Annotated in this window: 25 protein-coding genes and 2 pseudogenes; 15 read left to right on the top strand and 12 right to left on the bottom strand. The window is 66.3% G+C overall.

Annotated features, from left to right (window positions below):
- Nucleotides 1–19 precede the first annotated feature (19 nt).
- Together ABIB25_RS15020 and ABIB25_RS15015 are read right to left on the bottom strand one after the other, a co-directional pair.
- Nucleotides 20–571 carry a 2'-5' RNA ligase family protein gene (locus ABIB25_RS15020; protein WP_354529276.1) on the bottom strand — a complete coding sequence of 184 codons (552 nt, stop codon included), beginning with the start codon at nucleotides 569–571 and terminating at the stop codon, nucleotides 20–22.
- Nucleotides 572–593: 22 nt separating this feature from the next.
- Nucleotides 594–1,850, bottom strand: coding sequence for an MFS transporter (locus ABIB25_RS15015; RefSeq protein ID WP_354529275.1), 1,257 nt, complete (start codon nucleotides 1,848–1,850; stop codon nucleotides 594–596).
- 53 nt (nucleotides 1,851–1,903) lie between these two features.
- Here ABIB25_RS15015 and ABIB25_RS15010 point away from each other — a divergent pair, with 53 nt between their 5' ends.
- The 3 genes from ABIB25_RS15010 to ABIB25_RS15000 are packed head-to-tail and all read left to right on the top strand — an operon-like array spanning nucleotide 1,904 to nucleotide 4,666.
- On the top strand, nucleotides 1,904–2,725 hold the full coding sequence (locus ABIB25_RS15010) for a DNA-formamidopyrimidine glycosylase family protein (RefSeq protein WP_354529274.1): 822 nt from the start codon (nucleotides 1,904–1,906) through the stop codon (nucleotides 2,723–2,725).
- Nucleotides 2,726–2,759: 34 nt separating this feature from the next.
- Nucleotides 2,760–4,019 carry a M18 family aminopeptidase gene (locus tag ABIB25_RS15005; RefSeq protein ID WP_354529273.1) on the top strand — a complete coding sequence of 420 codons (1,260 nt, stop codon included), beginning with the start codon at nucleotides 2,760–2,762 and terminating at the stop codon, nucleotides 4,017–4,019.
- Nucleotides 4,019–4,666, top strand: a complete 648-nt coding sequence (locus ABIB25_RS15000; RefSeq protein WP_354529272.1) for a class I SAM-dependent DNA methyltransferase — start codon at nucleotides 4,019–4,021, stop codon at nucleotides 4,664–4,666. The genes ABIB25_RS15005 and ABIB25_RS15000 overlap by 1 nt, the downstream gene beginning before the upstream one ends.
- A gap of 44 nt (nucleotides 4,667–4,710) precedes the next feature.
- On the opposite strand, the gene ABIB25_RS14995 is transcribed toward ABIB25_RS15000, so the two are convergent.
- Nucleotides 4,711–6,552 (bottom strand): putative nucleotidyltransferase substrate binding domain-containing protein, encoded by a 1,842-nt coding sequence (locus ABIB25_RS14995; protein WP_354529271.1) that lies wholly within the window; start codon nucleotides 6,550–6,552, stop codon nucleotides 4,711–4,713.
- A 166-nt stretch (nucleotides 6,553–6,718) separates the two neighbouring features.
- Between ABIB25_RS14995 and ABIB25_RS14990 the strand changes: the two genes are divergently transcribed.
- Nucleotides 6,719–7,108, top strand: coding sequence for an amino acid permease (locus ABIB25_RS14990; RefSeq protein ID WP_354529270.1), 390 nt, complete (start codon nucleotides 6,719–6,721; stop codon nucleotides 7,106–7,108).
- Nucleotides 7,109–7,360: 252 nt separating this feature from the next.
- Nucleotides 7,361–7,879, top strand: coding sequence for a peptide-methionine (S)-S-oxide reductase MsrA (msrA, locus tag ABIB25_RS14985; RefSeq protein ID WP_354529269.1), 519 nt, complete (start codon nucleotides 7,361–7,363; stop codon nucleotides 7,877–7,879).
- On the opposite strand, the gene ABIB25_RS14980 is transcribed toward msrA, so the two are convergent.
- On the bottom strand, nucleotides 7,813–8,457 hold the full coding sequence (locus ABIB25_RS14980; protein WP_354529268.1) for an AMP-binding protein: 645 nt from the start codon (nucleotides 8,455–8,457) through the stop codon (nucleotides 7,813–7,815). The genes msrA and ABIB25_RS14980 overlap by 67 nt on opposite strands.
- 31 nt (nucleotides 8,458–8,488) lie before the next feature.
- Here ABIB25_RS14980 and ABIB25_RS14975 point away from each other — a divergent pair, with 31 nt between their 5' ends.
- Entirely contained in the window at nucleotides 8,489–9,394 is a 906-nt protein-coding gene (locus ABIB25_RS14975; protein ID WP_354529267.1) for an ankyrin repeat domain-containing protein, read from the top strand.
- Between the two features lie 16 nt (nucleotides 9,395–9,410).
- Complete coding sequence (locus ABIB25_RS14970; protein ID WP_502919818.1) at nucleotides 9,411–11,453, top strand: purple acid phosphatase family protein; 2,043 nt, start codon at nucleotides 9,411–9,413, stop codon at nucleotides 11,451–11,453.
- Between the two features lie 57 nt (nucleotides 11,454–11,510).
- Here the strand turns inward: ABIB25_RS14970 and ABIB25_RS14965 are convergent.
- Nucleotides 11,511–12,173: pseudogene (locus tag ABIB25_RS14965) on the bottom strand (RNA polymerase subunit sigma-70); the annotation flags it as partial.
- Nucleotides 12,174–12,396: 223 nt separating this feature from the next.
- A complete protein-coding gene (locus ABIB25_RS14960) occupies nucleotides 12,397–13,416 on the bottom strand; it encodes an LLM class flavin-dependent oxidoreductase (protein ID WP_354529265.1) in 1,020 nt (339 codons plus the stop codon).
- 67 nt (nucleotides 13,417–13,483) lie between these two features.
- Here ABIB25_RS14960 and ABIB25_RS14955 point away from each other — a divergent pair, with 67 nt between their 5' ends.
- The 3 genes from ABIB25_RS14955 (at nucleotide 13,484) to ABIB25_RS14945 (ending at nucleotide 14,822) form a co-directional block, all read left to right on the top strand.
- Nucleotides 13,484–13,900, top strand: coding sequence for an MmcQ/YjbR family DNA-binding protein (locus tag ABIB25_RS14955; protein WP_354529394.1), 417 nt, complete (start codon nucleotides 13,484–13,486; stop codon nucleotides 13,898–13,900).
- Between the two features lie 104 nt (nucleotides 13,901–14,004).
- Entirely contained in the window at nucleotides 14,005–14,340 is a 336-nt protein-coding gene (locus tag ABIB25_RS14950; protein WP_354529264.1) for an ArsR/SmtB family transcription factor, read from the top strand.
- A complete protein-coding gene (locus ABIB25_RS14945) occupies nucleotides 14,337–14,822 on the top strand; it encodes an SRPBCC family protein (RefSeq protein WP_354529263.1) in 486 nt (161 codons plus the stop codon). The genes ABIB25_RS14950 and ABIB25_RS14945 overlap by 4 nt, the downstream gene beginning before the upstream one ends.
- A 97-nt stretch (nucleotides 14,823–14,919) precedes the next feature.
- On the opposite strand, the gene ABIB25_RS14940 is transcribed toward ABIB25_RS14945, so the two are convergent.
- Both ABIB25_RS14940 and ABIB25_RS14935 read right to left on the bottom strand, forming a co-directional pair.
- Entirely contained in the window at nucleotides 14,920–15,834 is a 915-nt protein-coding gene (locus ABIB25_RS14940) for a 2-hydroxyacid dehydrogenase (RefSeq protein ID WP_354529262.1), read from the bottom strand.
- 415 nt (nucleotides 15,835–16,249) lie between these two features.
- Nucleotides 16,250–16,858: an acyltransferase gene (locus ABIB25_RS14935; RefSeq protein ID WP_354529261.1), complete on the bottom strand. Its 609-nt coding sequence runs from the start codon at nucleotides 16,856–16,858 to the stop codon at nucleotides 16,250–16,252.
- A 275-nt stretch (nucleotides 16,859–17,133) separates the two neighbouring features.
- Here ABIB25_RS14935 and ABIB25_RS14930 point away from each other — a divergent pair, with 275 nt between their 5' ends.
- Nucleotides 17,134–17,301 (top strand): hypothetical protein, encoded by a 168-nt coding sequence (locus ABIB25_RS14930; RefSeq protein WP_354529260.1) that lies wholly within the window; start codon nucleotides 17,134–17,136, stop codon nucleotides 17,299–17,301.
- A 156-nt stretch (nucleotides 17,302–17,457) separates the two neighbouring features.
- Nucleotides 17,458–19,677 (top strand): putative bifunctional diguanylate cyclase/phosphodiesterase, encoded by a 2,220-nt coding sequence (locus tag ABIB25_RS14925; RefSeq protein WP_354529259.1) that lies wholly within the window; start codon nucleotides 17,458–17,460, stop codon nucleotides 19,675–19,677.
- A gap of 55 nt (nucleotides 19,678–19,732) precedes the next feature.
- On the opposite strand, the gene ABIB25_RS14920 is transcribed toward ABIB25_RS14925, so the two are convergent.
- Nucleotides 19,733–20,035, bottom strand: a complete 303-nt coding sequence (locus tag ABIB25_RS14920) for a hypothetical protein (protein WP_354529258.1) — start codon at nucleotides 20,033–20,035, stop codon at nucleotides 19,733–19,735.
- A gap of 77 nt (nucleotides 20,036–20,112) precedes the next feature.
- On the opposite strand from ABIB25_RS14920, the pseudogene ABIB25_RS14915 reads away from it, so the two are divergent.
- A pseudogene (locus tag ABIB25_RS14915) lies at nucleotides 20,113–20,583 on the top strand (RNA polymerase sigma factor); the annotation flags it as partial.
- On the opposite strand, the gene ABIB25_RS14910 reads toward ABIB25_RS14915, so the two are convergent.
- Together ABIB25_RS14910 and ABIB25_RS14905 are read right to left on the bottom strand one after the other, a co-directional pair.
- Nucleotides 20,580–21,413, bottom strand: a complete 834-nt coding sequence (locus ABIB25_RS14910) for a glycosyltransferase family 8 protein (protein WP_354529257.1) — start codon at nucleotides 21,411–21,413, stop codon at nucleotides 20,580–20,582. The pseudogene ABIB25_RS14915 and the gene ABIB25_RS14910 sit on opposite strands and share 4 nt — an antisense overlap.
- A complete protein-coding gene (locus ABIB25_RS14905; protein WP_354529256.1) occupies nucleotides 21,410–22,831 on the bottom strand; it encodes a D-arabinono-1,4-lactone oxidase in 1,422 nt (473 codons plus the stop codon). Before ABIB25_RS14905 ends, ABIB25_RS14910 begins: the two co-directional genes overlap by 4 nt.
- 260 nt (nucleotides 22,832–23,091) lie before the next feature.
- Between ABIB25_RS14905 and ABIB25_RS14900 the strand changes: the two genes are divergently transcribed.
- Both ABIB25_RS14900 and ABIB25_RS14895 read left to right on the top strand, forming a co-directional pair.
- On the top strand, nucleotides 23,092–23,550 hold the full coding sequence (locus tag ABIB25_RS14900; RefSeq protein ID WP_354529255.1) for an SRPBCC family protein: 459 nt from the start codon (nucleotides 23,092–23,094) through the stop codon (nucleotides 23,548–23,550).
- Nucleotides 23,547–23,903, top strand: a complete 357-nt coding sequence (locus ABIB25_RS14895) for an ArsR/SmtB family transcription factor (protein WP_354529254.1) — start codon at nucleotides 23,547–23,549, stop codon at nucleotides 23,901–23,903. Before ABIB25_RS14900 ends, ABIB25_RS14895 begins: the two co-directional genes overlap by 4 nt.
- Nucleotides 23,904–23,950: 47 nt before the next feature.
- Here ABIB25_RS14895 and ABIB25_RS14890 read toward each other — a convergent pair whose 3' ends face one another.
- Entirely contained in the window at nucleotides 23,951–24,295 is a 345-nt protein-coding gene (locus ABIB25_RS14890) for a VOC family protein (RefSeq protein WP_354529253.1), read from the bottom strand.
- Nucleotides 24,296–24,369: the final 74 nt, after the last annotated feature.

The raw sequence follows: 24,369 nt of genomic DNA, 5'->3' as shown, positions 1-24,369 counted from the left end.
ACCGGGGTGGGCCGGCTGATCAGAACTGTGATGCCGCACCGAGATCCCGCGCCCAGACGACTCGGCGTAGCCGCGCGTCGCCCTGCGGCTCCATGTCGACGATGACCGCCTGGGTGGGTTCGAGCACATCCCCGGTGTCCACCCGTCGGCCCTGCCGGACGGTGACGTGGGCGCGATAGCCCGACCCGGTGAACTCCGGGTCGTCGAAACGCGCACCGAGATCCGACAATGCCGCCACCAGCAGGTGATGCAGCGCATCCAGTTCGACTGAAGGCTCCACCACGGTCACCGGGATCGCTCCCGATCGCCCGAAGCCCTCGTCGCCCGCCGCCAGGAGGCGGAGGCTCGGACACTCCACGAGAGGCCCCTCGATGGCGGCCGAGACCATTTCGAGCACAGCACTGTCGAGCACGGCACTGTCGAGCATGCACCCGTCGTCGGAGCCAGCGTCGCGAGCCGGGCCGTCGAGGACGAAGGTGGGCGCGACCGTGACGTGAAGCGGCCAGTCCCGCAGGGCAAATGCCTCACCCACCTCGAGTCGGCGCAGTGGGAGAACGACGACCAGACGCATCCTGTGAACAGTAGCGGCAGCTCTAGCGACCGCGATCGCCCCGGACGTGTCCGAAGGTCCAGACCGCGGCGGAGGCCACGAACAGCAGCCCCCCGAAGATGCTGACCCCCACCCACCCGACGTGCTGGTAGAGCAGTCCCGAGACGGCCGATCCGATGGCCCCGCCGATGAAGATCGTCGTCATGTACACCGTGTTCAGACGCGCTCTGACCTCGTCACCCAGCGCGTAGATGTCGCGCTGCCCCAACACCTGATGCCCCTGGACGGCCAGGTCCAGCAGCACCGCGGCGATGGCCAGCAGGACGACGCTCGACGAACCGAAACCGGCCAGGACCATCGACAGGACGCCCACCAGGATGGCGCCGAACCGGCCGAGATGACCGTGCCCTCGGTCACCCAGCCGGCCGGCCAGCGGCGCCGCGGCGGCCCCCGCCGCGCCGACCAGGGCGAAGATGCCCACCTGGGCCTGGCTCAGACCGAATTGCGAGATGAGCTGGTACGCGATCGATGTCCAGAAGCTGGAGAAGGCGGCGAACTGCAACGCCTGCACCAGGGCGCGATGGCGCAGCACCGGCTCGGTCCGCAGGAGGTGCACGACCGACTTCAACAACGCACCGTAGGTCACGCCCCGCGTCGGCCGGCGCCGGGGGAGCACCACCCGAAGTGCGGCCGACAGCAACAGCATCAGCACCGCGGAGATGACGTAGATCGTCTGCCAGCCGAAGGCTGCCGCCACCAGGCTGGAGAGCGTGCGGGCCAGCAGGATGCCCAGCAGCAGGCCGCTCATCACCTGCCCGACGAACCGGCCGCGCTGGTCCGGCGGTGCCAGATGCGCCGCGAAGGGCACCAGGATCTGCGCGACCACCGACGTCACACCGATCAGCACCGAGGCCGCCAGGAACAGGCCGAAGTCGGGGACGAAGGCTGCCGCCCCCAGCGCCAGCGACGTCCCCACCAACGTCCGGCAGGCCAGCGTCCGGTTCTCCAGCAGGTCGCCGAGGGGGAGAACCAAGGCCAGGGCGAGGGCGTATCCCAGTTGGGTCGCGGTCACCACGACACCGGCAGCACCACGCGTGACGTGGAAAGAGTCCGCGATCACCTCGAGGAGCGGTTGAGCGTAGTAGAGATTGGCCACGGTCAGACCGCAGGCGATGGCCAGCGCCCAGGTGACGACCTTCAGACCGAATCTCGGCTGCGCCGACACCCGATCCCGGATCTCCTCGGACACCATGAATCCACGACCTCCCCTGACTGCTGCTGTTCGGACGGTCTCCAGCATGCCTGGCATCGGATCGGGGTGTTGCCACCCCGTGCGGCGGGTAGTACGCATGCGTGCCAGAACTCCCCGAGGTCGAGACCGCCCGCAGCCTGATCGCCGACAAGGCGTTGCACCGCCGCATCATCGCGGTCGACGACGCCGACACCTTCGTCTGTCGACCACATTCACCCGGCCAGCTGCTCGATGCCCTGGTCGGGCGCGCGCTTGTCGCAGCCCGCCGTCGCGGCAAGACGATGTGGTGCGAGACCTCGGGAGTCGGACGGTCACGCACCGCCGGACCGGATCTCGGTATCCATCTGGGGATGGGCGGCCGCATCGTGATCACCTCGAAGGCCGGCAACCAGGAGCAGGGTGGCGGTCCCGGACGTGGGGATGCGCAACCACGCAAGGCCGAGTGGAACCGATTCACCCTCGAATTCGCGGACGGCGGCAGCCTGGTGCTCTTCGACAAGCGCCGGTTGGGGCGGGTGCGCCTGGACCCGGACGTGGACGCCCTGGGGCCTGACGCCGAGGAGATCAGCAAGGCCGAATTCCGGGCCTTGGTCACCAAGGGCACCATCGCGGTGAAGGCCCGGCTTCTGGACCAATCCAAGATCGCCGGTATCGGCAATCTGCTCGCCGACGAGGTGCTGTGGAAGGCGAAGATGTCGCCATCCGCGCCGGTGGACACCCTGCAGGCCAAGGACGCCGACCGGCTGTTCCGGGCGCTGGAGTCAGCCCTGGCCTCGGCCATCGCCAAGGGCGGCGTCCATACCGGCGAGGTCATCCCGGCCCGTCATCCGGGCGGTTCCTGCCCGCGGTGCGGCGCCGAGATGAAGCACGGGACAGTCGGCGGCCGATCCACCTGGTGGTGCTCCCGCGAACAGGTGGCGTGATCTGTCCTCGACGCGGCCTGCGATCATGCAGGGGATGAACGATCCAGCGCAGGACCTCACCGCCTTCCTCTCCGCCGCCCCGACGCCGTACCACGCGGTCGCCGAAGCGGCCCGGCTGCTCGCTGCGGCGGGCTTCATCGAGCAGCTCGAAGCCGAGCCGTGGGAGGCCCGGACCGGAGGCCGCTTTCTGATCCGGGACGGGACTTTGCTGGCTTGGTTCGAGCCCGAGGGCGTCGAGACCGGCGCACCGCTGCGGGTCTTTGCGGCCCATACCGATTCGCCGACCCTCAAGGTGAAGCCGCGTCCGGACATCGGACGTGCGGGCTGGCGCCAGGTGTCGGTCGAGATCTACGGCGGGGCGCTCTGGAACTCCTGGCTGGACCGGGATCTCGGACTCGCCGGTCGGCTGGCCCTGTACGACGGCAGCACCGTCCTGGTCAATGTGAACCGGCCGCTGCTGCGAGTTCCACAGCTGGCAATCCATCTCGATCGTCAGGTGAACCAGGGTCTGACCCTCGACGCGCAGCAGCAGATGCTGCCCATCTGGGGACTCGGTGAGGCGCGCGAAGGCGACCTGATGGAATTCCTCTGCGCTGGGGTCGGCCTCGACGTCGACCAGGTCGCGGCCCACGACCTGGTGGTCCACGACCTGACCCCGCCGGCCACCCTCGGGCGGGACCACGAGCTGCTGGCGGCACCCCGGCTGGACAATCTGGCATCGGTGTACTCCGGCGTCACCGCCCTGCTGGCTGCTGCAAAGAACCCGGGCGGAACCATCCCGGTGTTCGTCGGGTTCGACCACGAGGAGATCGGCAGCGAGTCCGCCACCGGTGCGTCCGGCCCGCTGCTGGAGAACCTGCTGACCCGACTCGCCGGCGGATACGACGCCCGTGCAACGGCTTTCGCACGGTCACGGTGCCTGTCGGTGGACGTCACCCACGCCGCCCACCCCAATTACCTGGACCGCTACGACCCGACCCACCAGTCGCTGCCGAACGGCGGGCCGACGCTCAAGGTCAATGCGAATCAGCGGTACGCCACCGACGCTCCGGGTGCTGCCGCGTGGCACCGGGCCTGTCGGGCGGCAGGCGTGCCCAGCCAGGTGTTCGTCGGCAAGAACACGGTGCCGTGCGGTTCCACGGTCGGGCCGCTGATCGCCACCCGGCTCGGGATCCGCACCGTCGACGTCGGGATCCCGTTGCTGTCCATGCATTCGGCACGCGAGCTGTGTGGAGTGCGGGACCCGGGGTACCTGGTGGCCGCGGCCACCGCCTTCCTCACCGACCCGGCCTGATGGAAGAACCGTCGGACGTCACGCAGACCAGGGTCGCCTACAACACAGTGGCGGCCGATTATGCGGCGTTGCTCGAGCACCACCTCGACGAAAACCCCTACGACCGGGCGGTGCTTGCCTTGTTCGCCGACCTGGTCAAGGCCGGCGGCCAAGGACCGGTCGCCGATCTGGGCTGCGGGCCAGGCCGGATCACCCAGCACCTTGCTGCTCTGAAGCTCGACGCCTTCGGGATCGACCTGTCACCTGCGATGGTCGAGGTCGCCCGCCAGTCGTATCCGGGGCTGTCCTTCTCCGTGGGCAACCTGGCGCGACTGGACCTCGCCGATGGCGGTCTTGCCGGGGTGGCGGCCTGGTACTCGATCATCCACACGCCACCGGAGCGAGTCCCGTTGCTGCTGAGCGAGTTCCACCGAATTCTGCGCCCGCAGGGTCATCTGGTGCTGGCGTTCCAGGTCGGTGACGAACGGGTTCAGATCATCCATGGTTACGGTCACGACGTCGAACTCGATGCCTACCGGCTGTCACCCGACCACCTCACCCATTCGCTCGAAACCGCCGGCTTCCGGATCACCGCCCGACTTACCCGTGCCCCGGTGACGGGCGAGAAGACAGACCAGGCCTACCTTCTCGCCCAGCGGGTCGACTGAAGGTCACGGTTCCGACAACTCCGGGCCAGGCAGGAATCCCACGGTCATCCGGCCCAGCTGCCGGGCGAGGAGACCTGCGAAAGGTTGGCCATTCTCTTCTGCACGGAGGCGATCTCGCGAACCGCCTGACCGACGAGGCTGCGATCGAGGGGGGAGAGTCGTCTCATCGACAGGACGTCCGAAGGAGCTTCGCCCCGATCGATCTGCGCCAGTTGATACCGGATCCTGGTCTTCTGCAGGACCTCGAACACCTCGACGAGGCTGTCGGCCTGATCCTGCATGAGCATCGGCGACCCGGCAGCCACGGTGAGTCGGCCCCCGGTCGACAGTTCTTTCGAACCGACCGCCAACGCGGCCCAGCGGGCGATGTCGACCACCGGCCGCAGGGCGTGGGTCTTGAGATCGAAGGTGCCGCCGCGTCGGGCCAGCACATCCCGCATGGAGCGCAGGCGGGCACGGTGGGACAAAGATTCGGCCAGCAGCAATCTCAGCGTCGCCGGGTGTCCGTGCATGTCGCCGAAGACCTCGTTGACCACCGGCAGCCCCGGGTCGCCCTGGACCGGTCGCGCGTCCAGGAGGAGCGACGTCATCATCATGCCGTTGGCCTCCAGCGGGGACGCCATCCATTCAAGGGCCGCCGACCGCCATGACGAACCCGTCCGGGCAAACATCGGCACACCAGGCGTCGCGCCGTGCGGATCGATCGACAGCCCGCACCTGGTCAGGATGGTACTGACGTCCTGAAAAGCATTGCGGTACGGAGCTTCCCGGTCTGGCGAGTCCACCGACTCGGCGAAAACCACGGCTGCGTCGATGTCGGAACTGGGGACCGGTTCGCGACGACCGTTGCTGCCCAGCGACAACCACGTCACCTCCGCCGCATCGAGGTCGGGAAGAGAATCCAGCGCCAGCCCCAGTGCCCGACGCACCACCGCGTCCACCACCGTCGAGTAGATCGTGGTGACCTCGCCCGCGGAGCGACCACGCCGCAACAGATCTCCGAGCAGCAACGGCATGCGGCGGGCCAGCACCTCCAACTGCTCAACGGTCGCGGTCCGGCCCACCTGCTCGCGCAACGAGACACCGGCCGTCGACGGCGACACGATGAAGTCGTCCCGTGCGACTATGCCTTTCAGCGCCCCCGCTCGATCGGTGACCAGGAGCGCGTCCAGATGCCGGTCGGTGAGTTCCAGCAACGCCTGCGCGGCAAGCGTTCCGGTCACCACGGACGGTGCCGGATCGAGCATCACGGCGGAGACCCTGGTGTCACCAGGGAGCCCGGCGGCCACGATCCCTGCGCGCAACCGCCCGTCGGTGAGCAACCCGTACCGGCCACTGCCGGTGTCCACCACAGCCCACCGGCTGCCCCTTTCCGTCATCAGCCGAGCGGCCTGGGCGACTGTGGTGTCGGCTGCCACCAGCACCGGCTCGGTGAAGATCAACTGATCGACGATGCCGTAGGTCGAGGCCGAGGAGGGCCTGGCCACCGCAGCCGTCAGATTCCGGGCGAGGAAACGCAGGCCGGCGGCCGACGAGAAGACCGGCTCCACGGCCTCGGCCGGAATGCGGGCCAGACGAACCGGTCCGAGCGCAGCCGCCAGCGGACCGACGGCGGACCGGCTCAACATGGCGGAGAACCCGAACACGCCGCCCGGGCCGAGGACCTCGTCGGCCTCCCGGGTCCCGGCCTCGTCGGAGTTCCACAACTCGACCTGCCCGGACATCACGACGAACATCTCCTGGCTCGGTGCCGCGAAGGCGTCGAGGATGCGTTGTCCGGCGGTGAAGTCGGTGATCAAGGCGGCCGCCGCGATCCAGTGGAGATCGGACTCGGGCAGGGCGTCGAACGGTGGGTGTCCACCGAGGAACCGCTCCAGATCGTCCATGGTGGCATCGTGCCAGCCGGGTACCGGTGCGAGTACCCACGGGGCTACGCCGTACGAGCCAAAGGCATGTCGCACTTACCCGGATCTTTAACTTTCCACCACGCGCGGCATGCCGCTGCAGTTGGACAGGGATCCGATGACCACGACCGAAGACCGAAAGTGATCGTTGGATGCCGAACAAGTCGGCTACGAACAATCGCTCGGGCGGCGCCACGTCCACATGATCGCGATTGGCGGTGTCATGGGGACCGCCCTGTTCCTGGGGTCCGCATCGCGTCCGCACGCGACTGGCCCGGCGCTTCTGCTGAGCTACGCCACGGTCGGCGTCATCGCCTACTTCCTGATGCGCGCCCTGGGTGAACTCGTACTGCACCAGACGTCCGGTGCATTCGTCTCGTACATGCGGGAGTTCTTCGGTGAGCGCGCCGCATTCATCACCGGCTGGATGTATTGGCTGAACTGGGCTCTCACCGGCATCGCCGAGCTCTCCGCAGCAACCCCGGCGGATTCTGGCCGGCCTCCGGCGCCTTCGTCTGGTATAGACCGATCCTGGTGATGTCGGGCGTTGTCTGGTCTGACCGCCTCCGACACGGTCGATACCGAAGGTACTGGTCGTTCGTAGTCGAACGACCAGGACCTGCGCTGTTTGCAGTCTGTCTCCATCTGACCCGCGGAATTCGCCGGTACGTCGCGTCGTTGACCATCAGTGGCTGCCACCTGCAGTGAGTACTGTCGAAACAAGGCAGGCCGACGGAAGGAACCGACGGTGGTGGCCGGGTCGGTCCGCGAAGACGAAGGAGCACATCTGATGACGACGAACCAGACGGCGATTCTTGCCGGCGGATGCTTCTGGGGCATGCAGGATCTCATCCGCAAGCGCCCGGGAGTCATCTCGACGAGAGTCGGCTACACCGGCGGCGAGAACGCCAACGCGACCTACCGCAACCACGGGTCGCACGCCGAGGCGATCGAGATCGTATTCGACCCGACCAGGACCTCCTACCGTGATCTGCTGGAGTTCTTCTTCCAGGTGCACGATCCGACCACCCGGAATCGTCAGGGCAACGACATCGGGGCCAGCTATCGGTCGGCGATCTTCTTCACGGACGAGACCCAGGAGCAGGTCGCCCGGGACACCATCGCCGACGTCGAGGCCTCCGAGCTCTGGCCGGGCAGGGTCGTCACCGAGGTCAAGCCGGTCGGACCGTTCTGGCAGGCCGAGCCAGAGCACCAGGACTACCTCGAGCACTACCCGAACGGCTACACCTGCCACTTCGTCCGACCGAATTGGAAGCTCCCCCGCCGGCAGGAGAAGGTCAGCCAGTAATTGGATCTCGGCGATCCGCTGGAGAGAACCCGTCCGCGAGCACCCGCTCGCGAACCTCGCTCCAGCGGATTTTGCCGGTGTCGGCTCGCAGCAGCTCGTCGACGATCAGTATCGACCGGGGCACCTTGATGCGTTGCAGTCTCGCGGCCACCCAGTTCAGGATCTCGCCCGGTCCGGTCTCCGCGCCGGCGGTGTCCCACCACCGCGTGGACGCGCTGTCCGAGGTCGTCGTCCGGCAGTCCGATGACGGCGCTGGATCGCACTGCCGGATGGGCGTCGATGACGGCCTCGACCTCGGCGGGCGCGAGGGCGGGGGACAGGGGCGCCGGGGTAGCATCCAGCTTCCAGATGGCCACGCAGGCCAACACCATCTCGGCGCTGTCCGGCAGCGTCACACTGACGAGATCGTCATGCCCGACGCCAGGTTCCGCATAGGCCCGGGCAAGCCAATTGCTCTCACGATCGAGCTCGCGGCGGGTCAGCACTCTGTCCGGCGCACGGACGGCCACCGCGTCCGGCTCCAGGTCGGCCAACGTGGTGATGACCGCACCGGTGGACATCCTGCTCGTCTGCCTCATGATGCCCGAGTCCGGGGATACTCTTTGCCCGATGAATCCGGACGACGACGCCATTCCTGATCCGCGACAGTGGTCCTGGGGCAGCGACGACGACTCCTACACCGTCGAGATTACGGGAACGCTGATCCACTGGACGGATCAGTTCTACGACGAGCGGCTCGGCGGCTTCCAGCACAACGGTCGCAGCCAGACTCTCGAGGACTTCCGCGGCTACGGCCCGATGGCGGCCGCTGCACCGCCCGAGGTCGTCGCCGAACTGGCCGCCCATCTGGGCGTGCTCGACCCGACGTGGGCGCGGCCGGTCCCGCCGGAGGTCACCCGGACCATCCAGCTGGCCGGGAAGGGCGACACCGCGGCCCTGAACGCCCTCAGGGTGATGGGGGCCGATGTCGACCTGCCGGATTCCCAGGGCAACACGCCGCTGTGGTGGGCGATCGCGCGGCGTCACGACGACACCGCCCTAGCCCTCATCGACTGGGGCGCCGACGTCCACCGACCTCTTCGTCATCACCGGGACATGCTGATGCTCGCGGCGAGCGTCAGCGGGCCGCCGTTGGTCCGCGCCTTGTTGAGTCGCGGTGTGGCGCCGCTGGCAGTCGAGACGATGTATGGCGGAACGGCTCTGACCCAGGCCATCGATCGAGGTCAGAGCGAGGAGGTCGTCAAGCTGTTGATCGACGCCGGCGCCGATGTGGACCACCGACCGGCGGACGGAAGAACGCCACTGTGGATGGCCGAACGCCGCGGGCGGCCGGAGATCGTGCAGGCGTTACTCCGGGCCGGTGCCACGCCGTCGGATTCGCACTGGGCAGCAGGCAACGGGCACGTGCCACCGGTGCGCTACGCCGGGCGGGCGAAATGTCCGCACAATGGGTTCAGCCATCGTTCATCCTCGGTTCATCTTTGCGTTGCGTCACGAGTTACTTCGGCGGAGTGAACTACCGATCATGCAGATGCCCCGAAGTGACCATCCCTTGACCGTTGACGAATACAGCGAGTGGAACGCACGAGAACTGGCTCGCCATCCGGTCAGTCGGCGGTTGATGCTGAAGGCCGTTGCGGCCGGTGCCGGCGGATACGCGCTCGCCCAGTTCACCCTGGCCACTTCGGCGTTCGCTGCCGGTGGTGGTACCGCCGGTACCCAGGGCGTGGTGGTCTCCGGACGTCACCTGTCGTTCATGGCGATGTCGCGCTACGGGCACCTGCCGAGCAACTCGATGGCGGTGACCGCTCAATTGGTCAGCAAGACCGGAAGCCTGCCAAAGGGGTTGCGGGCATTCGTGGACATCGGGACGGCCGCGGGTCAGTACGGCCGCAGGGTCGAGACCGACATCCAGCATCTGATCGGCCAGTACGCCATTCCCGGCGGCCCGATCGGTAGCCAGTTCTACGCCAAGGCCGAGCTGACCGGCCTGCACGCTGCGACGCGCTACCACTACCGCTTCCGGCTGAGTGACGGCACGGTCACGGGTGATGCGTTCTTCACCACCGCGCCTGTGCGGGAGAAGTGGAACTCTCGGAGCAAGGTGCTGGATCCGTTCACCTTCACCGCATTTGCTGACGTGGGCACCAACACCTTCCCGACCGACCCGCAGTACGCCTGGGGCGAGGACCCAGCACTGGTCAAGGCGGCCGGAGGGGCATGGCCGAAGGCAGTGTTCGACAACAACTACTACAACCCGGCCGATCCGGTGGCGGGCTTGGGCGGCACCGATCCGACGCCTGCCGTCACCCTGACCCATCTCATGTCGACGCAGAAGCCCCGCTTCACCCTGCTCGCCGGCGACATCTGCTACGCCGACCCCAGCGGGACGGGTCTGCCGGCCGACGACAGCGGCGCGCTGACGACCGGCGCGGCGCCCGGGAAGAACCTCTACAACCCCTACGTCTGGGACGTCTTCCTCAACCAGATCGAAAGCCAGGCTGCATTCACCCCGTGGATGTTCGCCACCGGCAACCATGACATGGAACCCCTCTATGGGAACACCGAATTCCTCGGCGGAAGTGCCAACCACGGCTACGGCGGGCATCTGAAAAGGCTTGATCTGCCCGGAACCGGACCCAAGGGCTGCCCATCGGTATACAGCTTCATCTACGGCAACGTCGCGGTCATCTCGCTGGACGCCAATGACCTATCGGCCGAGATCCAGACCAACACCGGCTATTCCGGTGGGGCCCAGCTGAAATGGCTCGAGGCGACGCTGAAGGAATGGCGGACGAACCAGCACGTCGCGGAGACGATCGATTTCGTGGTGGCGTTCTTCCACCACTGCGCCTACTCGACAACCAACAACCACGCGTCGGACGGCGGCGTCCGGGATGCGCTGGACCCGTTGTTCACAAAATATCAGGTGGATCTGGTGGTCCAGGGCCACAACCATCTGATGGAGCGGACGGATCCGATCAAGAACGGCAAGGCGACCCGCAAGGCGCCGGACGGTTCGACGATCAACCCCGCCCGCGACGGTGTGACCTACCTGACCGTCGGCTCGGGTGGCCGCCCGCGGTATCCCTTCCGGGCGGCTCCGAGTGCGACCGCCCCAGCCGCGCCGGGCACCGACCCGTTCGGTCCGCAGTTGCTACCGGAGGGCCAGCGCTACCGCGGCTACCAGGCGCCGGGTGGTGCGAACACGACCGAGAACAACACCGAGAACGTGGTGAACAGCTACGTCTGGTCCACGGAGGGCACCACGGTCAATGCCTCCGGTTACCCCGCCGGCACGAAGGTGCCGGAGGAGATCGAGTGGTCCCAGGTGCGGTACGACGACTACGCCTTCATCGCGGTGGATGTCGTCCCGGCCAAACCCGGCGGGAAGACCACGTTCACCATCCGCACCATCGCCGACGCTCTCCCGGGGAGCGGGAAGCCGTTCCAGGAGATCGACCGGCTGACCCTGCGTCGGGTGGCGGGGGAGAACGGCATCGGTTGCGGCTACGGACGCAGTGCCCTGATTCTGCCCAACGGCCAACCGGCTCTGTCGACTGCCACGTCCTGACGAAGCGGTCGGGGATCCGCCCTGCCGGGTGGCTCCCCGACCGACCGAACCGCTCCATCAGGACAGGACCATGGGCAGGCCGAATGGCTCGAAGTGTTCGCCGCCGATGAAGGATGTCACGTCCGTGATCAAGTCACCACGAAGAGTCAGCACGTTGATCGACCAACGGGTGTGGGCGGCGGCGGCCTCGTTCCAGAGGTAGAGCGCTACGGCGGGTTGTCCATTCGAGTTCACCGAAACATGTCGCCAGGAACCACATCCGGTCAACGGGACCTTCGTCGCAAAATCGGTGACGGCGTCGATCCCGCGGTACCAGTGCGCCATCGGCGGCATCGACCAGGTGACGTCCTCCGTCAGCAGCGCCACCAGCGCATCGGCGTCGCCGCGCTCCAACGCCGAGCTGAAACCGGCGACCAACTGGCGAAGACGGACATCATCGATCCGCCGGAGCGTCTGCTGCTGGGTCCTGGCCGGCACCTTGTCGGCCACGATAGCGCAGGCCCGTTGCAATGCGCTGTTCACCGAGGCGGTGGTGGTGTCCATCATGGCGGCGATCTCGGCGGCCGTGAACCCGAGCACCTCGACCAGCAGCAGAGCCGCGCGCTGGTTGCCAGGAAGGTGTTGAAGCGCAGCCACGAAGGCCAGCTCGACGGCTTCCCTCTGTTCGTAACGGGTTTCCGGCCCGGCATGACGGACCGGCAGGCCGCTGTCCTCGTAGGGGCTATCACGCCAACATCGAGGCAGTTGCCATGGTCAGCGGCCGACGATGACCGGCACCCGGACACCACCGCCGCTCGATTTCCAGTTCACTGCACCAATCGAGAAGGACGGTGCCGGCTGATCGGCAAGGGGGAAGCCGGCGACGAGGTCGACATCCACCTGACCCGGCGCCTGAGCTGACGCCGGCCGACCTCGATACCCCCTGGGGTGTCTTTGGCATCGGTCAGCCGGCGGGATGCCAACCCAGCGCGGGGCCGAGTCTGGTGGCCATGTCAGTGAGGATCTGGACGTAGTCCTCCTGCTCGAAGCTGAAGGGAAGCGCGAACGCCACCTCGTTGATCTCGCGGAACGCCGCGTGCGCGTACAGCTTCTCCGCGATCTCGTCCGACGTCCCGACCAGATCCACGGCGAACATCATCCGTGCCGGCCCCTGCGGGGCAGCAGTCCGCGCAGTCCGCGACTCGGCGTACCGCTGGTACTTCTCGCGTTGCGCCGAGGTGGCGGTGTCCGTCGGGATGACCACGAGCCCCTGGGACACCCGGGCCCGGTCGCCATCCGGGTGCCGGGCGCGGAACGCACGGATGTGGGACAGCTGGATCTCGGCGAAGTCCTCGGACTGCTCCGCTCTCACGACGCTGCTGGCCAGCAGGTTCAGGCCGTGTTCGCCGGCCCACTGTGCAGACTTGACACTGGCTGCGCCGAACCACATGCGCTGGGCGAGACCCTCGGCGTAGGGCTGGATCCGGTCCGAGAACACCTCGATGCCCTCCTTGCCGCTGAAGTCGGTGACTGACTCGCCGCGCACGAACCGCAGCAATCTCTCGACCCTGTGGTAACTGAAGTCCTCGACCTCCGCCGTGTCGGGATAGAGCACCTGCTTGACGCGGTCGAAGTTCATCGGCGGACCGACGCTGACGCCTGGGTTCAGCCGGCCCCCCGACAGGATGTCGACGGTGGCAAGATCCTCGGCGAGGCGCAGCGGGTTCTCCCATCCGAGCGGGATCACGGCGGTGCCGAGTTCGATCCGTCGAGTGCGCTGCGAGGCGGCCGCCAGGATTGCGACAGGCGACGAGATCCCGTACTGCAGATGACGATCGCGTAGCCAGGCACTATCGAATCCCAGTTGCTCGCCGAGTTCGATGACCTCCAGCGTCGACTCGTGACCGGGACGGGGATCGCTCCCGTCGAAGACACCGATGGTCAGGAACCCCATCTTGAGCAGGGGCTGTGAGGGCAGGGGCACGTTGGTTCTCCTTCGTTCCACCCGTATTCTGCCCACCACACGTGTGCGACGACGAGCCGAGGTCACGATGGTCGAGAGAACGCAACCTGCCCAGGTGGCGGATGTCCATCGGCTGGCGCGTGACATGCCCTTCGTCACGGTTGATGTCAGTCGAAATCCCGTGTATCAGGTGGGCGGCAGGTCGTTCATCTTCTTTCGCAATCCGCGGCCGGATGCCTTCGACCCCGTGACCAAGGACCGCTACGACGACGTAATCGTCTTCTGGGTGGCCTCCGAAGCCGACAAACAAGCGATGGTGAACGATCCCGGCTCACCGTTCTTCACCACGTCACACTTCAACGGCCACCCGTCGGTACTGCTGCGTGCAAGCCGGATCGGTGAACTCGGCCGGACCGAACTGGCGGAACTGGTTCAGGACGCGTGGCTCTCCCGTGCTTCGGCCCGCCGCAGTGCCGCCTGGCTGGCCGATCACGACTTGGTCTGAGCGGCAATTGGTCCGGCCGACTGGGTTGTGGCCGCATCACACAGGTCGGGCCCCCGCGAGCCAGGTCATTGAACTCATCGGTTCAGTGATGTATGGTGAACCGTATGGTTCAGCAAGAGGTTCTCGACCGGGCGTTCGCGGCGCTCTCGGATGCCACCCGGCGAGGCGTTCTGGCCCGCCTGGGGGAGGGACCGGCCACCGTGGGCGAACTGGCCGAGCCGGCCAGGATCACGCTCACCGGGATGCAGAAGCACATCAGGGTGCTCGAGGATGCGGGGTTGGTCATTACCGAAAAGGTCGGCCGCGCAAGGCAATGCCGAATCGGCAAGGAGCGATTGGATGACGTCATGGCATGGATCTCGTTCTACCAAGGCCTGTGGGAGCGCCGGCTCGACGGCCTCGAAACCTATTTCACCCTCCAGAAAGGGAAGACCCGATGAGTGACGAGAATGCACGCGGTGCCGACACACTCGAGATGCGGATGTCTCGATTTCTACCCGCCACCCCGCACGAGGTGTTCGACGCGTACACCGATGCCGAGAAGCAGAAGATCTGGTTCAGCATCCTGGACGAAAAGCCCGGGATCGTGGAGATCGAGGTCGACCTACGCGTAGGCGGGCTGCAGACCGCCGTCTGGGGACCGGACGAGTCGAACCTCTTCCGGGAGACGCAGACCTTCCTGATCATCGTCCGCCCGCATCGTCTGGTCACCGAGTCCACCGGCAGCACTCCCGACGGAATGACGATGACCACCCACATCGACGTCACCTTCCAGGCCCAGGATGACGGCACCCTGTTCAGCGTCGTGCAGAGCGGATTCCCGAACGTCGAGATGCGCGACTTCTTCAGCCAGCACGCCTGGGTCGGCGCCATCGACCGTATCGGGGCGTTCCTGCTGGGGGAGATGGAATCCAGCAGATGAGCCCGAAGAGTCGCCCCGCCGATATCAACGACCTGATCGAACGGATTTCGGCCGCGATCGTCGACTTGCACCAGGTCTGAGCCGGATCAGGACCCGGTCAGTAATCACCCTCGACGACGTTGAGCAGTTTCTCACCGCCGAGGTAACGCCGCAGTTGGGCGTTCACCAGGGCGAACGCCCGTGGACCGGCCTGCTTCACGTGGCCGGCCGCGTGCGGGGTGATGATGACGTTCGGTGCAGACCAGAGTGGATGACCCTCCGGTAGCGGCTCCGGGTCCATCACATCCAGGCCGGCCCGGAGCCGGCCGGAATTCAGCTCGGCGAGCAAGGCGTCCGTGACGACGATCTGACCGCGGGCGACATTCACCAGCATGGCCCCGTCCGGCAACCTGGCCAGGAACTCCGCATCCACCAGGCCGGCGGTCCGGGGCGTCAATGGCAGGGTGAGCACCACGACGTCAGCCGTCGGCAGGAGCTGCGGCAACTCGTCGAACGCCGAAGCCCCCTCGCGAGCGGTCCGGGCGACCAGGATGGGCACGGCGTCGAAACCCCTGAGCCGACGGGCGGTCTGCTCGCCGAGATCACCGGCACCGATGATGAGCACACGTTTGTCACGGAGATCGTCACCCTGGATCAGGTCCCACCGACCCTCGTGTTGGGCGGCCAGGAAGTGCAGCAATTGGCGTTGGGAGGCAAGGATCAGCAGCAGGACGAGTTCCGCGACGGAGGTCCCGTGCACGCCACGCGCATGGCACAGCGTGACACCAGGAGCGATGTGGCCGACCAGGTTCTCCACGCCGGCGCTGGTCAGCTGCATCACCTTCATCGCCGGCATGGCCGAGAACATCGTCGGCAGGTCGCCCTCGTCCTCGACCTTCGGGACCCAGAACTCCGTCAGTTCCAGCCGTGCAGGTTTCGGCCCGCTGCCGTCCCAGACGATCACCTCGACGCCTTCGGGCACCGTTCCGAGCAGCTCTACCGCACCCTCGTCGGGCACACACACCACAGTCATGACCGCCACGGTAGGCGATGCAGCCTGGGCATCCCGGCGCGGGTCCCGCCACACTTGCGGGGAGCAAAAATCCGGCGAATCGGACAAGGGAGGGACATTCGATCCCCGCTCGACTGCGGGGAGTGCGGGCACACATTGTCATCCAGCCGCAACCACTCTCGCCCATCAAGCGCAGAGAGCCACGCCATCGACGAGGCTCGCCCGGCCGGGTTGCTCCCGATCGTCCCCATCAAAGCGGACAGCGCGACGCGAACCTCCGACCGTCCACCGCGGTCGAGGCCGTCACCTGGGAGGTCGCCTGCCGTCATCTATCCATCAAACACGTTCGGCACCAGCGTTTCCGGCGATCGACGAACTCGGTCCTGCCCACCGGCGGCGAATCAGGCCGGGTTGGCCTGCTTCACCGGCGACGCAGTCAGATGCGCCGCAGTAGTCTGGCAGGCGCCCCGGCCACCACGGTTCTCGGCTCGACGTCACGAGTGACCACTGAGTTCGCGCCGATCACCGCACCATCGCCGATGTGGACCCCGCGAACGATGGTGCAGTGCGAACCGATCCAGACGTTCGACCCGATGACGACATCGCTCACGATCATCGGCCGCTCGCCCATCGGGGTGCCGTCGAACTCTGCACCGATCGCGTGATCGTCGTCGTGGATGGAAACCATTTCACCGATCAAACTGTCCGACCCGATGACCACCCGACGGAGAACGTTCAGATTGCACCCGCGGTTGAAGAACACCCGATCGCCGAGCACGAGTTCCCCGCCTACCCGAATGGTGACATCGCGCATGATGCGAAGTTCCCGACCAATGGTTACTTTCGCGCCGGGCGCGATCACCACATCTGCATTGCGGTCGATGAAGAACAGGGTGGACCGGAGCTGCGGATAGCTGATACCGAGTTTGACCAGTCTGACGAGCGCCGACAGGTTCTTCCACGACCAACGACGCCCGCCGAAGTTGGCGCCGGCGACCATCTCGCCACCTCGCCTGTCCTGGGCCAGCGCATCGGGGCCGGTCATGAACCCATTCCGCAACAGGAAGTAGGTCCTCGCTGCGATTCCGAGGGACACAAATGCGATTCCGTATCCGATTCTCCGGTAATTTTCATGGGCTAATGGTAATCGCCATCCGCCACTGGTAAGTCGCGTGCGGCCGAGCCCACCCGAATGCCGGTGGGCGACTCCGACACACTCGACCAGCCGTGCGCAACACCGTCGGGTCACCGCCTTGACATACTGATCACGTGCCGAGGAGAAAAGGTGAGACAGCCGCTCTGTGGTACGAACGAGCGATCGTGACGAACTCGATCGCTGCTTCGAGGCTGGATGATCTGGAGCGCTACGCCGAACCGGTGACCCAGGTGCTCCACCGAGCAGTGGCCAAGTCGGCCAGATCAGCATCTGCTGATCTCGACGCAGCCCTGGAAGCACTGTTGTCCGAGCGCGGCGCCGCACGGAGCTAGATCCCGTCACAGGCCACCGATGGGGTGGTGGTCGGTTGCCCGTTCGAGTGAACTCAACCTGCCGGGACACGGTTGGCTCGTGGCAAAAGTTACATTCGGGTGACTGATGAGCAACGAGCTGAGCCGTGAGCCGGAGGGGACATGGTGAGTGGGTCGATGCGTGGACCTGAGGCGTCTTCGCGGCGCCATCTTGTCCGGACGAGCGTCGGCACGCTTCTCGTCATCACTCTGGAGTTCTTCCTCCTCACCTACGTCTACCACCACCGGGACGGCGTACGTAGTCAGCAACTCGCTGTCGCGAGAGCGTCGGGTGCACTATTCGCCACCCCCGACGACACCCGCATGGCGCAGACCGTGCTCGACCGCCTGACCAGCGCGCTGGGCAACCTCGATACCGACAGCACCCTGATCGCCCAGATCCAGCGGGCCGACGGACGCCTGACGGCCGGTGATCGGTCCCCGGCGGCGGCCGTGGCCGATGCACGTGTGGCCATCACGCAGGTTGCGGCCTCCCTCGAACAGTCACAGCAGGACATGGCCGTCCAAGCCGAGATCACCTTTGTTGTCCTCCTTCTCATCGCGTCCGTTGGTTGGATGGCCTGGTTCCGTCGGCTGGTGGCTCGTCACCGGCGTCTGCAGGACGTCCTGACCGAAGAGAAGGCCAGGACAAGATCGGACCAACGACTGGCCGAACTCATCCACAGCTCGTCCGACCTCGTCGCCGTCTGCACTCCGGACGCCACCATCACCTATGTGAGCCCGTCGGCCCAGTCGCTGCTGGGTGTGGGTCCGGCCGATCTGATCGACACCCGGTGGACCGATTTCGTCCATCCCGACGATCGGGTGTCCTTCGGCCACCAGCTGTCGGCTCCGGCAGCCGGGTGCGAAGCGGATCTGCGGGTCCGGTTGGTTCGCCCGGACGGACCGGTTCTTCATGTCGAGGGCACCGTCGCCAACATGACGACCTCCGAGACCATCGGCGGACTGGTCGTGACGGTGCGGGACATCTCCGGCCGGGTCCAGCTGGAGGCGCAACTGGCCGAGCACGCATTTCACGACCCGCTCACCGGCCTGCACAATCGCCGGCTGCTGGCCGATCGTCTTGATCATGCCCTGACGATCCGGGCGGATGACGCGTCACCTCTCGCGGTGCTGTTCTGCGACCTCGACGACTTCAAGAACATCAACGACCGTCTCGGCCACCGGGTGGGTGATCTCGTCCTGATCGAGGTCGGCCGGCGGATTGCGGCCATCCTGCGGGTCGAGGACACGGCTGCGCGGTTGGGCGGAGACGAGTTCGCGATCCTGCTGGAACGCACCGATCCGTTCCGCGCCGGGCTCGTGGCGCACCGGATGCAGGAGTCGTTCAATGCGCCGTTCCTGGTGAAGGGTGAGCATCTGCGGGTGGGCGTCAGCATTGGGATCGCGCCAGGCGTACCCGGCGAGAGCACCGGTGAAGAAGTGCTCCGCAATGCTGACGTGGCCATGTATCTCGCGAAGGACCGGGGCAAGGGTGGGGTCGCCACCTACGAACCGCACCTCCACATCGAGGCCGTTCAGCGGCTGGAACTGCGAGCCGACCTGTTCGCCGCGCTGATCAATGACGAACTGGTGCTCCACTACCAGCCGACGGTCGACATGGATACCGGGATGCTCGTCGGCTTCGAGGCGCTCGTGCGCTGGCAGCATCCGGAACACGGGTTGTTGTCGCCGGCCCGTTTCATTCCCTTGGCCGAGGAGTCCGGACTGATCGTCCGGCTCGGTCGTTGGGTGCTGATGGAGGCCTGCCGGGCTGCCGCGCTGATGCAGGTCGACGGGACCGGCCCGTGCATGGCGGTCAACGTCGCGGCCGGCCAGCTGGTCAGCGACAGCTTCCTGGTCGAGGTGTCCGACGCACTCATCGCGAGCGGGCTCCCGCCTGACCGGTTGATCCTGGAGATCACCGAGAGCGTCGTCGTCCAGGATCTGGACAACGTGATCGGGCGTCTTCGACGACTGCAGAAGCTGGGTGTCCGGATCGCAATCGATGATTTCGGCACCGGTTACAGCTCGCTGTCGTATCTGAACCGGCTGCCGCTGGACATCCTCAAGGTCGACAAGTCGTTCGTCGACGGGGTCACCGAGCGCGGTCAGGCTGCATCGGTGACCGCCGCGATCATCGCGATGAGCAGAACGATGAACCTGGACACCGTCGCCGAAGGGGTCGAGCACGCCGAACAGGCGGTCTGGCTCATCGAGGCTGGCTGCTCCCACGCCCAGGGTTACCTCTGGTCGCCCCCGGTGATCTTCGATCGAGCACTGCAGATGCTCCATGACGGGTACCAGTTCCTCCGCCCCTTACCCGAAGTTGCCGTCTCCACCCTCGGCGGAGCCTGATTCATCGCGTCCAGGGGCGTGATCGATGCGGGAGCACTCATCGATGCGGGAGCACTCAGTGGGCGGATCCGCTCGCGGGTGGTTCATCATGGCCGATGGAAACCACCGGACACCCTGAGACATGCTCCGGCGCCCGCGATTCGCTCCACTCGGCCCCACAGACCCGGCAGAGGCGATGACCGGGTCCGCGTTCGAACATCGCAATCACCGGATCGCCACCGGCCAGGGCGTTGGCGGCAAACGAGTAGATGCTGAGCTCGTCATCCGTTTGATCCTCGCGGGGTTTGTCGACGATCTTCTGGATCCTGTTCAACGCATAGCTGGTCCATGCCGTCCGCAGTGCCGCGTCCTGCTCCATCTGCCTCGCCTGCCCTGTTCTCCTTCAGCGTGCTGGTTCAGCCGGCGAAACCGCCGACTGCGGACTCATCCAACTGCTCGTACCTGGTCCCGGAAGCCACCATGGCCCAGCGGATCAGCCGGGCCAAGCGCACCGTCTCCGGCGTCCGTTTCGATGCACCCGGCGATCCGGCCACCGTCCTCCGTGTGCTGTACCTCGTGTTCAACGAGGGCTACAGCACGGCCGACACGGACTGGGCTCAGATCGTGGAGTGGTATGACGAGCTGGCCATGATCACCGACTCACCCGTCGTGCGCCTGAACAGGGCCGTCGCGGTGGGGGAGGCCGACGGAGCCCGGGCCGGTCTGGCTGCATTGGAGACGGTCGATCCATCGGTGCCCCGGCACCAGGCGGTGGAGGCCTATCTGCGAGAGCGGTCCGGCGACCTCGCCCACGCGGTGCGCCTCTACGCGGACGCAGCACGTGCCGCGACCAACCTCGCCGAGCGCGACCACCTCACCCGGCAGGCCGGTCGACTCCACGAGGTGCTACGAGGTCGACCGCACTAGACGCCTGCAGCCGCCGTGGCGACGTCCCACCAGAGCTTGTTGACCGGGTAGTAGCGATCGTCCGGGTCGAGGGCCTTCTCCCAGGGCTTGTCGATGATGTAGTGGATGTTCTTGACCTCTGCGATGTTCCACAGCGAGGGGTGTTGGAACGGCAGCGTTTTCAGCGCGTTGTAGATGTAGGGCACCGGCAGCCAGCGGCCGGAGTAGTACTCGTTGAGAAAGTCCTGCTCCGCGAACGGGTACCGCGACAGATCGTCAAGGTCCGCCAACGTCCGGATCATGTCGGTGTAGACCTCCCGGTCGGGGGTCAGCACCAGGAAGCCCCCGTTGAGGTAGTCGTCGACCACGCCGGGCTCGGTCGTGTGCTCCAGCCCGCGACAGTGCGTGTAGAAGCAGTTCTCGGGCTTCCAGCTCGCTGGATAGCTCGCAATCCTGTTGGGATTGCATCGGCAGGCGTGGCAGGCGGCGATGCCTCGATCGGCGAGATCCAGCGAGAACAGTTCGTCCATGTTCTGCGTCACGAGCATGTCCGCGTCCAGGAACACGACACGGTCGAAGTCGGTGAGCTGCCAAGCAGCGAGCTTAGTCCATACCTCCGCGAAACGGGCGTTGGCGTAGTGGTTCTCGAGATTGCTACCGGGGCGCAGCGGCTCGACGTCATGCAGCAGGCAGCCGTCGTCCTCGAGCTCCCGGCGGCTGTCGGAGTCGATGGCGTCCGTCACCAGGACGACGAGAGGGTAGGTGCTGCCGGACTTCTCGAGCGAGGCGCGCAGGGTTCGCACGCCGACGAGGTAGTTCGGCTGCGTCAGGAGCGTCGCCCAGGCCTTCATCGGTGAAGTCCTCCATCTTGTCGGCGTCCATGATCACCATCGAAAAGCGCCGTGGTGAAGGCATTCGCAAAACGATGGTGGGGGTCGAGCGCTTCACGGACCTCACGGAAGGCCTCCCACCGCGGATAGAGACTCGGCCAGTCGTAGAGGGTCTCGTCGAAGTACTTGCCCCAGTGGGGCCGACCGTCCTCGACCGCCAGGACCTTCTCGACGGCGTGCAGGAAGCTCTCGCCCTCCTCGGAAAGGGAACCGTCGTCCGCGTAGTAGACGACGAACCCGAAGTAGCAGGTGTCCTGCCCGTAGGACGGACTGAGCCAGGCGTTGGACGGGCCGGTGCTCCGCAGGATCACCGGATAGTGCATCCGGGGTCGCGTCTCGGCGTGCCAGTCCTTGATCTTCTTGATCACCCCGCCCGCCAGGTCGAGCGGGACACCGATCTCCACGTTGATTTGCGGCGTGGCGATCCCACGGCAGAAGACCTGGTAGATGTCGCCGGTGACGTCGGTGAAGTTCCGGAAACGGGTGACCGTCCGGGATGGCTTGTCGTCTTTTGCGACGGGCTTGGTGTCGTCGCGCAGGTGACGGAGGGTCTGATCGATGGTGTCGTTCATGGCTTCGCTGACCGTCGGGTGCTCTACCAGCTCACTGCCCCCGGCACGGTACCGATCGATCTCGTCGTCAGCGGCCTCCCGCGCGGCCCAGACCTGGACCTGACCCTCCTGCGGGAACCACCAGGCCTTGACCAGATCGTTCTCCACATTCCAGGTCCGGAGGTCGTCGTCCAGGGTGTCGGCGCTCATGGCGTTCTTGCGGCAGGTGTACACCGGGGAGTGCACGATGCGCAGAGTCACCGCTGTGATCACGCCAAGGCAACCGAGTCCGAGCTGGACAGCGCCGAACCAGGGGTGGTCGCGGTCGAATTCCTGGACTGTTCCGTCGGCCAGGATCATGCGGATGGTGAGCACCGAATCGGCGATGGTGCTCTGCTGCAGGCCCTGCCCGTGGGTCCCGGTGGACAGGGCGCCCGCCAAGGTCTGCGAGGCGATCACGCCGGGCGACGACGGCAGCATCTTGCCCCGGGGGGACAGGACCGCATAGATGTCACCCAACGGAGTAGCGCCCGCGAAGGTCGCGGTGTGCTCGGTGATCGAGATCAACCCGCTGAGGTGGCTCAGATCCAGCAGAGTGCCGCCCTCCTCCGTCACCTCGGTGAGGCGCCCCGGGGACATGCGGCTGCCGATCATCCGCACCTGTCCGCTGCTTGCCGCCAGGACGGCCTGCAGCTCTGCCTCCGTGGTCGGAGCGCTCACCGATCCGGGCGAGCCGAGGGTTGCGTTCCGTGCCCAGTTCCGGAGCCGGATGTCCTCGCCGACCAGCTCTGGTACGCGGCGTGGATAAGCGATGTGCGCGAGGGTCATGGACGACTCCTAACCTCGGGTCCGGTGCCAGGTTCAGCGATACCGGATCGTTCGGGCAATACCTTCGGGCGTGCCCATGAGTCTTGCCCCTGCGCCCCCCGGATGAACCCCTGACGGACCGTCAGGATGTGTGAACCCGGTCATCACCTGCTCTGCACCCAGGGTGCCAACTTTCGGTCGGATGCAACTTATGGTTGCGCACATTGACCTCGTCCGCTAGATTCGCACGCAACGATAGGTTGCATATCATGGAGGCAGGGATGGAATTTGGGGGCATCGAGCGGGAGATCTTCGTGGACGCCTCACCGGACGTCGTGTTCGACGTGGTGAGTCGGCCCGAGCACGTCAGGCAGTGGTGGCCGGACGACGCCACCTACGAGCCGACCCCTCGCGGGACCGGCCAGATCGTTTTCGGCGTCGACGGGCAAGCGACAGTGGAGTCCTTCACCGTGGTCGAGTGCCGACCGCCGCGGACTTTCTCGTTCCGCTGGACGCACCCGGCGGGGGAGGAGGCCGGCGTGGGCAACTCATTGCTGGTCACCTTCGAGCTCATCCCGGCGGGCGGCGGCACAAGGGTGCGGATGATCGAAACCGGGTTCCGCGAGAGAGGTTGGGAAGCTGCTCTTCTCGAGGAGCAGTACCACGCACACGAAACCGGCTGGGACTTCTACCTGCCGCGGCTGGCGCCCTACCTCGCAACGCTCGGGACCGGGTCGTGACGACGGCGCCGATCGATGACGGCCTCTGGTCCGCCATCGGCGACCCGACACGGCGGCGGTTGCTCGACCTCCTGCTGGCAGGCGGACCTGGCACCGCGACCGGGCTCAGCGGGCAACTCCCGGTCACCCGTCAGGCCGTCACCAAGCATCTCGTCGTCCTGGACCGGGCCGGGCTCGTCCGGTCCGTGGCGGCCGGAAGGGAGCGGCGCTACCACGTGGACGAGGCCCAGGTGGCCCGCGCCGTTGCCCAGATGAACTCCGTCGGCAGCACGTGGGATGCGCGACTTCGCCGCATCAAACGCCTCGCCGAGGCGATCGAACAAGCCAAGAACAACCACGGTCAAGGGGAATGACAACCTCGACATCCCGATCCTTTTGAAAGCGGGCGTCTCATCCAACCTCAGAGCGGTTGGAGACGCGTCTTGAGGAGGCAGAACTCATTGCCCTCGGGGTCGGCGAGGACGTGCCAGGACTCCTCGCCGGTCTGACCGATGTCGACCGGTCGCGCCCCGAGCGCAAGGAGTCGTTCGAGCTCGGCGTCCTGGCCGCGGTCGGTGGCGTTGACGTCGATGTGCAGCCGGGGCTTGCCCTCCTCGGGCTCGTCCCTGCTGCTGAGGATGATTGTCGGCTGCGGACCACCGAACCCTTCACGCGGCCCGATCTCGAGACTGCCGTCCTCCTCGCGATCGAGCACCACGAAATCCAGAACCTCGCACCAGAATCGCGCTAGTGTCGCGTGTTGCAAGTGACTTTACTGTGGATGTTTGAGAAAATGGGGTATGTCCAGAGCTGCCCCGCTGATACTGCGTCCCGGCGACG

Source organism: Nakamurella sp. UYEF19, assembly GCF_040546275.1.
GTDB lineage: Bacteria > Actinomycetota > Actinomycetes > Mycobacteriales > Nakamurellaceae > Nakamurella.
Note: the sequence above shows the minus strand (reverse complement) of the source record. Positions and strands in the feature narration are given on the sequence as shown.

What these genes read in the sequence shown, in the direction of transcription:
- ABIB25_RS15020 (WP_354529276.1), bottom strand. Translation starts at nt 571, where the DNA reads ATGCGTCTGGTCGTCGTTCTCCCACTGCGCCGACTCGAGGTGGGTGAG.
- ABIB25_RS15015 (WP_354529275.1), bottom strand. Translation starts at nt 1,850, where the DNA reads ATGCTGGAGACCGTCCGAACAGCAGCAGTCAGGGGAGGTCGTGGATTC.
- ABIB25_RS15005 (WP_354529273.1), top strand. Translation starts at nt 2,760, where the DNA reads ATGAACGATCCAGCGCAGGACCTCACCGCCTTCCTCTCCGCCGCCCCG.
- ABIB25_RS15000 (WP_354529272.1), top strand. Translation starts at nt 4,019, where the DNA reads ATGGAAGAACCGTCGGACGTCACGCAGACCAGGGTCGCCTACAACACA.
- ABIB25_RS14995 (WP_354529271.1), bottom strand. Translation starts at nt 6,552, where the DNA reads ATGGACGATCTGGAGCGGTTCCTCGGTGGACACCCACCGTTCGACGCC.
- msrA (WP_354529269.1), top strand. Translation starts at nt 7,361, where the DNA reads ATGACGACGAACCAGACGGCGATTCTTGCCGGCGGATGCTTCTGGGGC.
- ABIB25_RS14980 (WP_354529268.1), bottom strand. Translation starts at nt 8,457, where the DNA reads ATGAGGCAGACGAGCAGGATGTCCACCGGTGCGGTCATCACCACGTTG.
- ABIB25_RS14975 (WP_354529267.1), top strand. Translation starts at nt 8,489, where the DNA reads ATGAATCCGGACGACGACGCCATTCCTGATCCGCGACAGTGGTCCTGG.
- ABIB25_RS14970 (WP_502919818.1), top strand. Translation starts at nt 9,411, where the DNA reads ATGCCCCGAAGTGACCATCCCTTGACCGTTGACGAATACAGCGAGTGG.
- ABIB25_RS14955 (WP_354529394.1), top strand. Translation starts at nt 13,484, where the DNA reads ATGGTCGAGAGAACGCAACCTGCCCAGGTGGCGGATGTCCATCGGCTG.
- ABIB25_RS14950 (WP_354529264.1), top strand. Translation starts at nt 14,005, where the DNA reads ATGGTTCAGCAAGAGGTTCTCGACCGGGCGTTCGCGGCGCTCTCGGAT.
- ABIB25_RS14945 (WP_354529263.1), top strand. Translation starts at nt 14,337, where the DNA reads ATGAGTGACGAGAATGCACGCGGTGCCGACACACTCGAGATGCGGATG.
- ABIB25_RS14940 (WP_354529262.1), bottom strand. Translation starts at nt 15,834, where the DNA reads ATGACTGTGGTGTGTGTGCCCGACGAGGGTGCGGTAGAGCTGCTCGGA.
- ABIB25_RS14935 (WP_354529261.1), bottom strand. Translation starts at nt 16,858, where the DNA reads ATGACCGGCCCCGATGCGCTGGCCCAGGACAGGCGAGGTGGCGAGATG.
- ABIB25_RS14925 (WP_354529259.1), top strand. Translation starts at nt 17,458, where the DNA reads ATGCGTGGACCTGAGGCGTCTTCGCGGCGCCATCTTGTCCGGACGAGC.
- ABIB25_RS14920 (WP_354529258.1), bottom strand. Translation starts at nt 20,035, where the DNA reads ATGGAGCAGGACGCGGCACTGCGGACGGCATGGACCAGCTATGCGTTG.
- ABIB25_RS14910 (WP_354529257.1), bottom strand. Translation starts at nt 21,413, where the DNA reads ATGAAGGCCTGGGCGACGCTCCTGACGCAGCCGAACTACCTCGTCGGC.
- ABIB25_RS14905 (WP_354529256.1), bottom strand. Translation starts at nt 22,831, where the DNA reads ATGACCCTCGCGCACATCGCTTATCCACGCCGCGTACCAGAGCTGGTC.
- ABIB25_RS14900 (WP_354529255.1), top strand. Translation starts at nt 23,092, where the DNA reads ATGGAATTTGGGGGCATCGAGCGGGAGATCTTCGTGGACGCCTCACCG.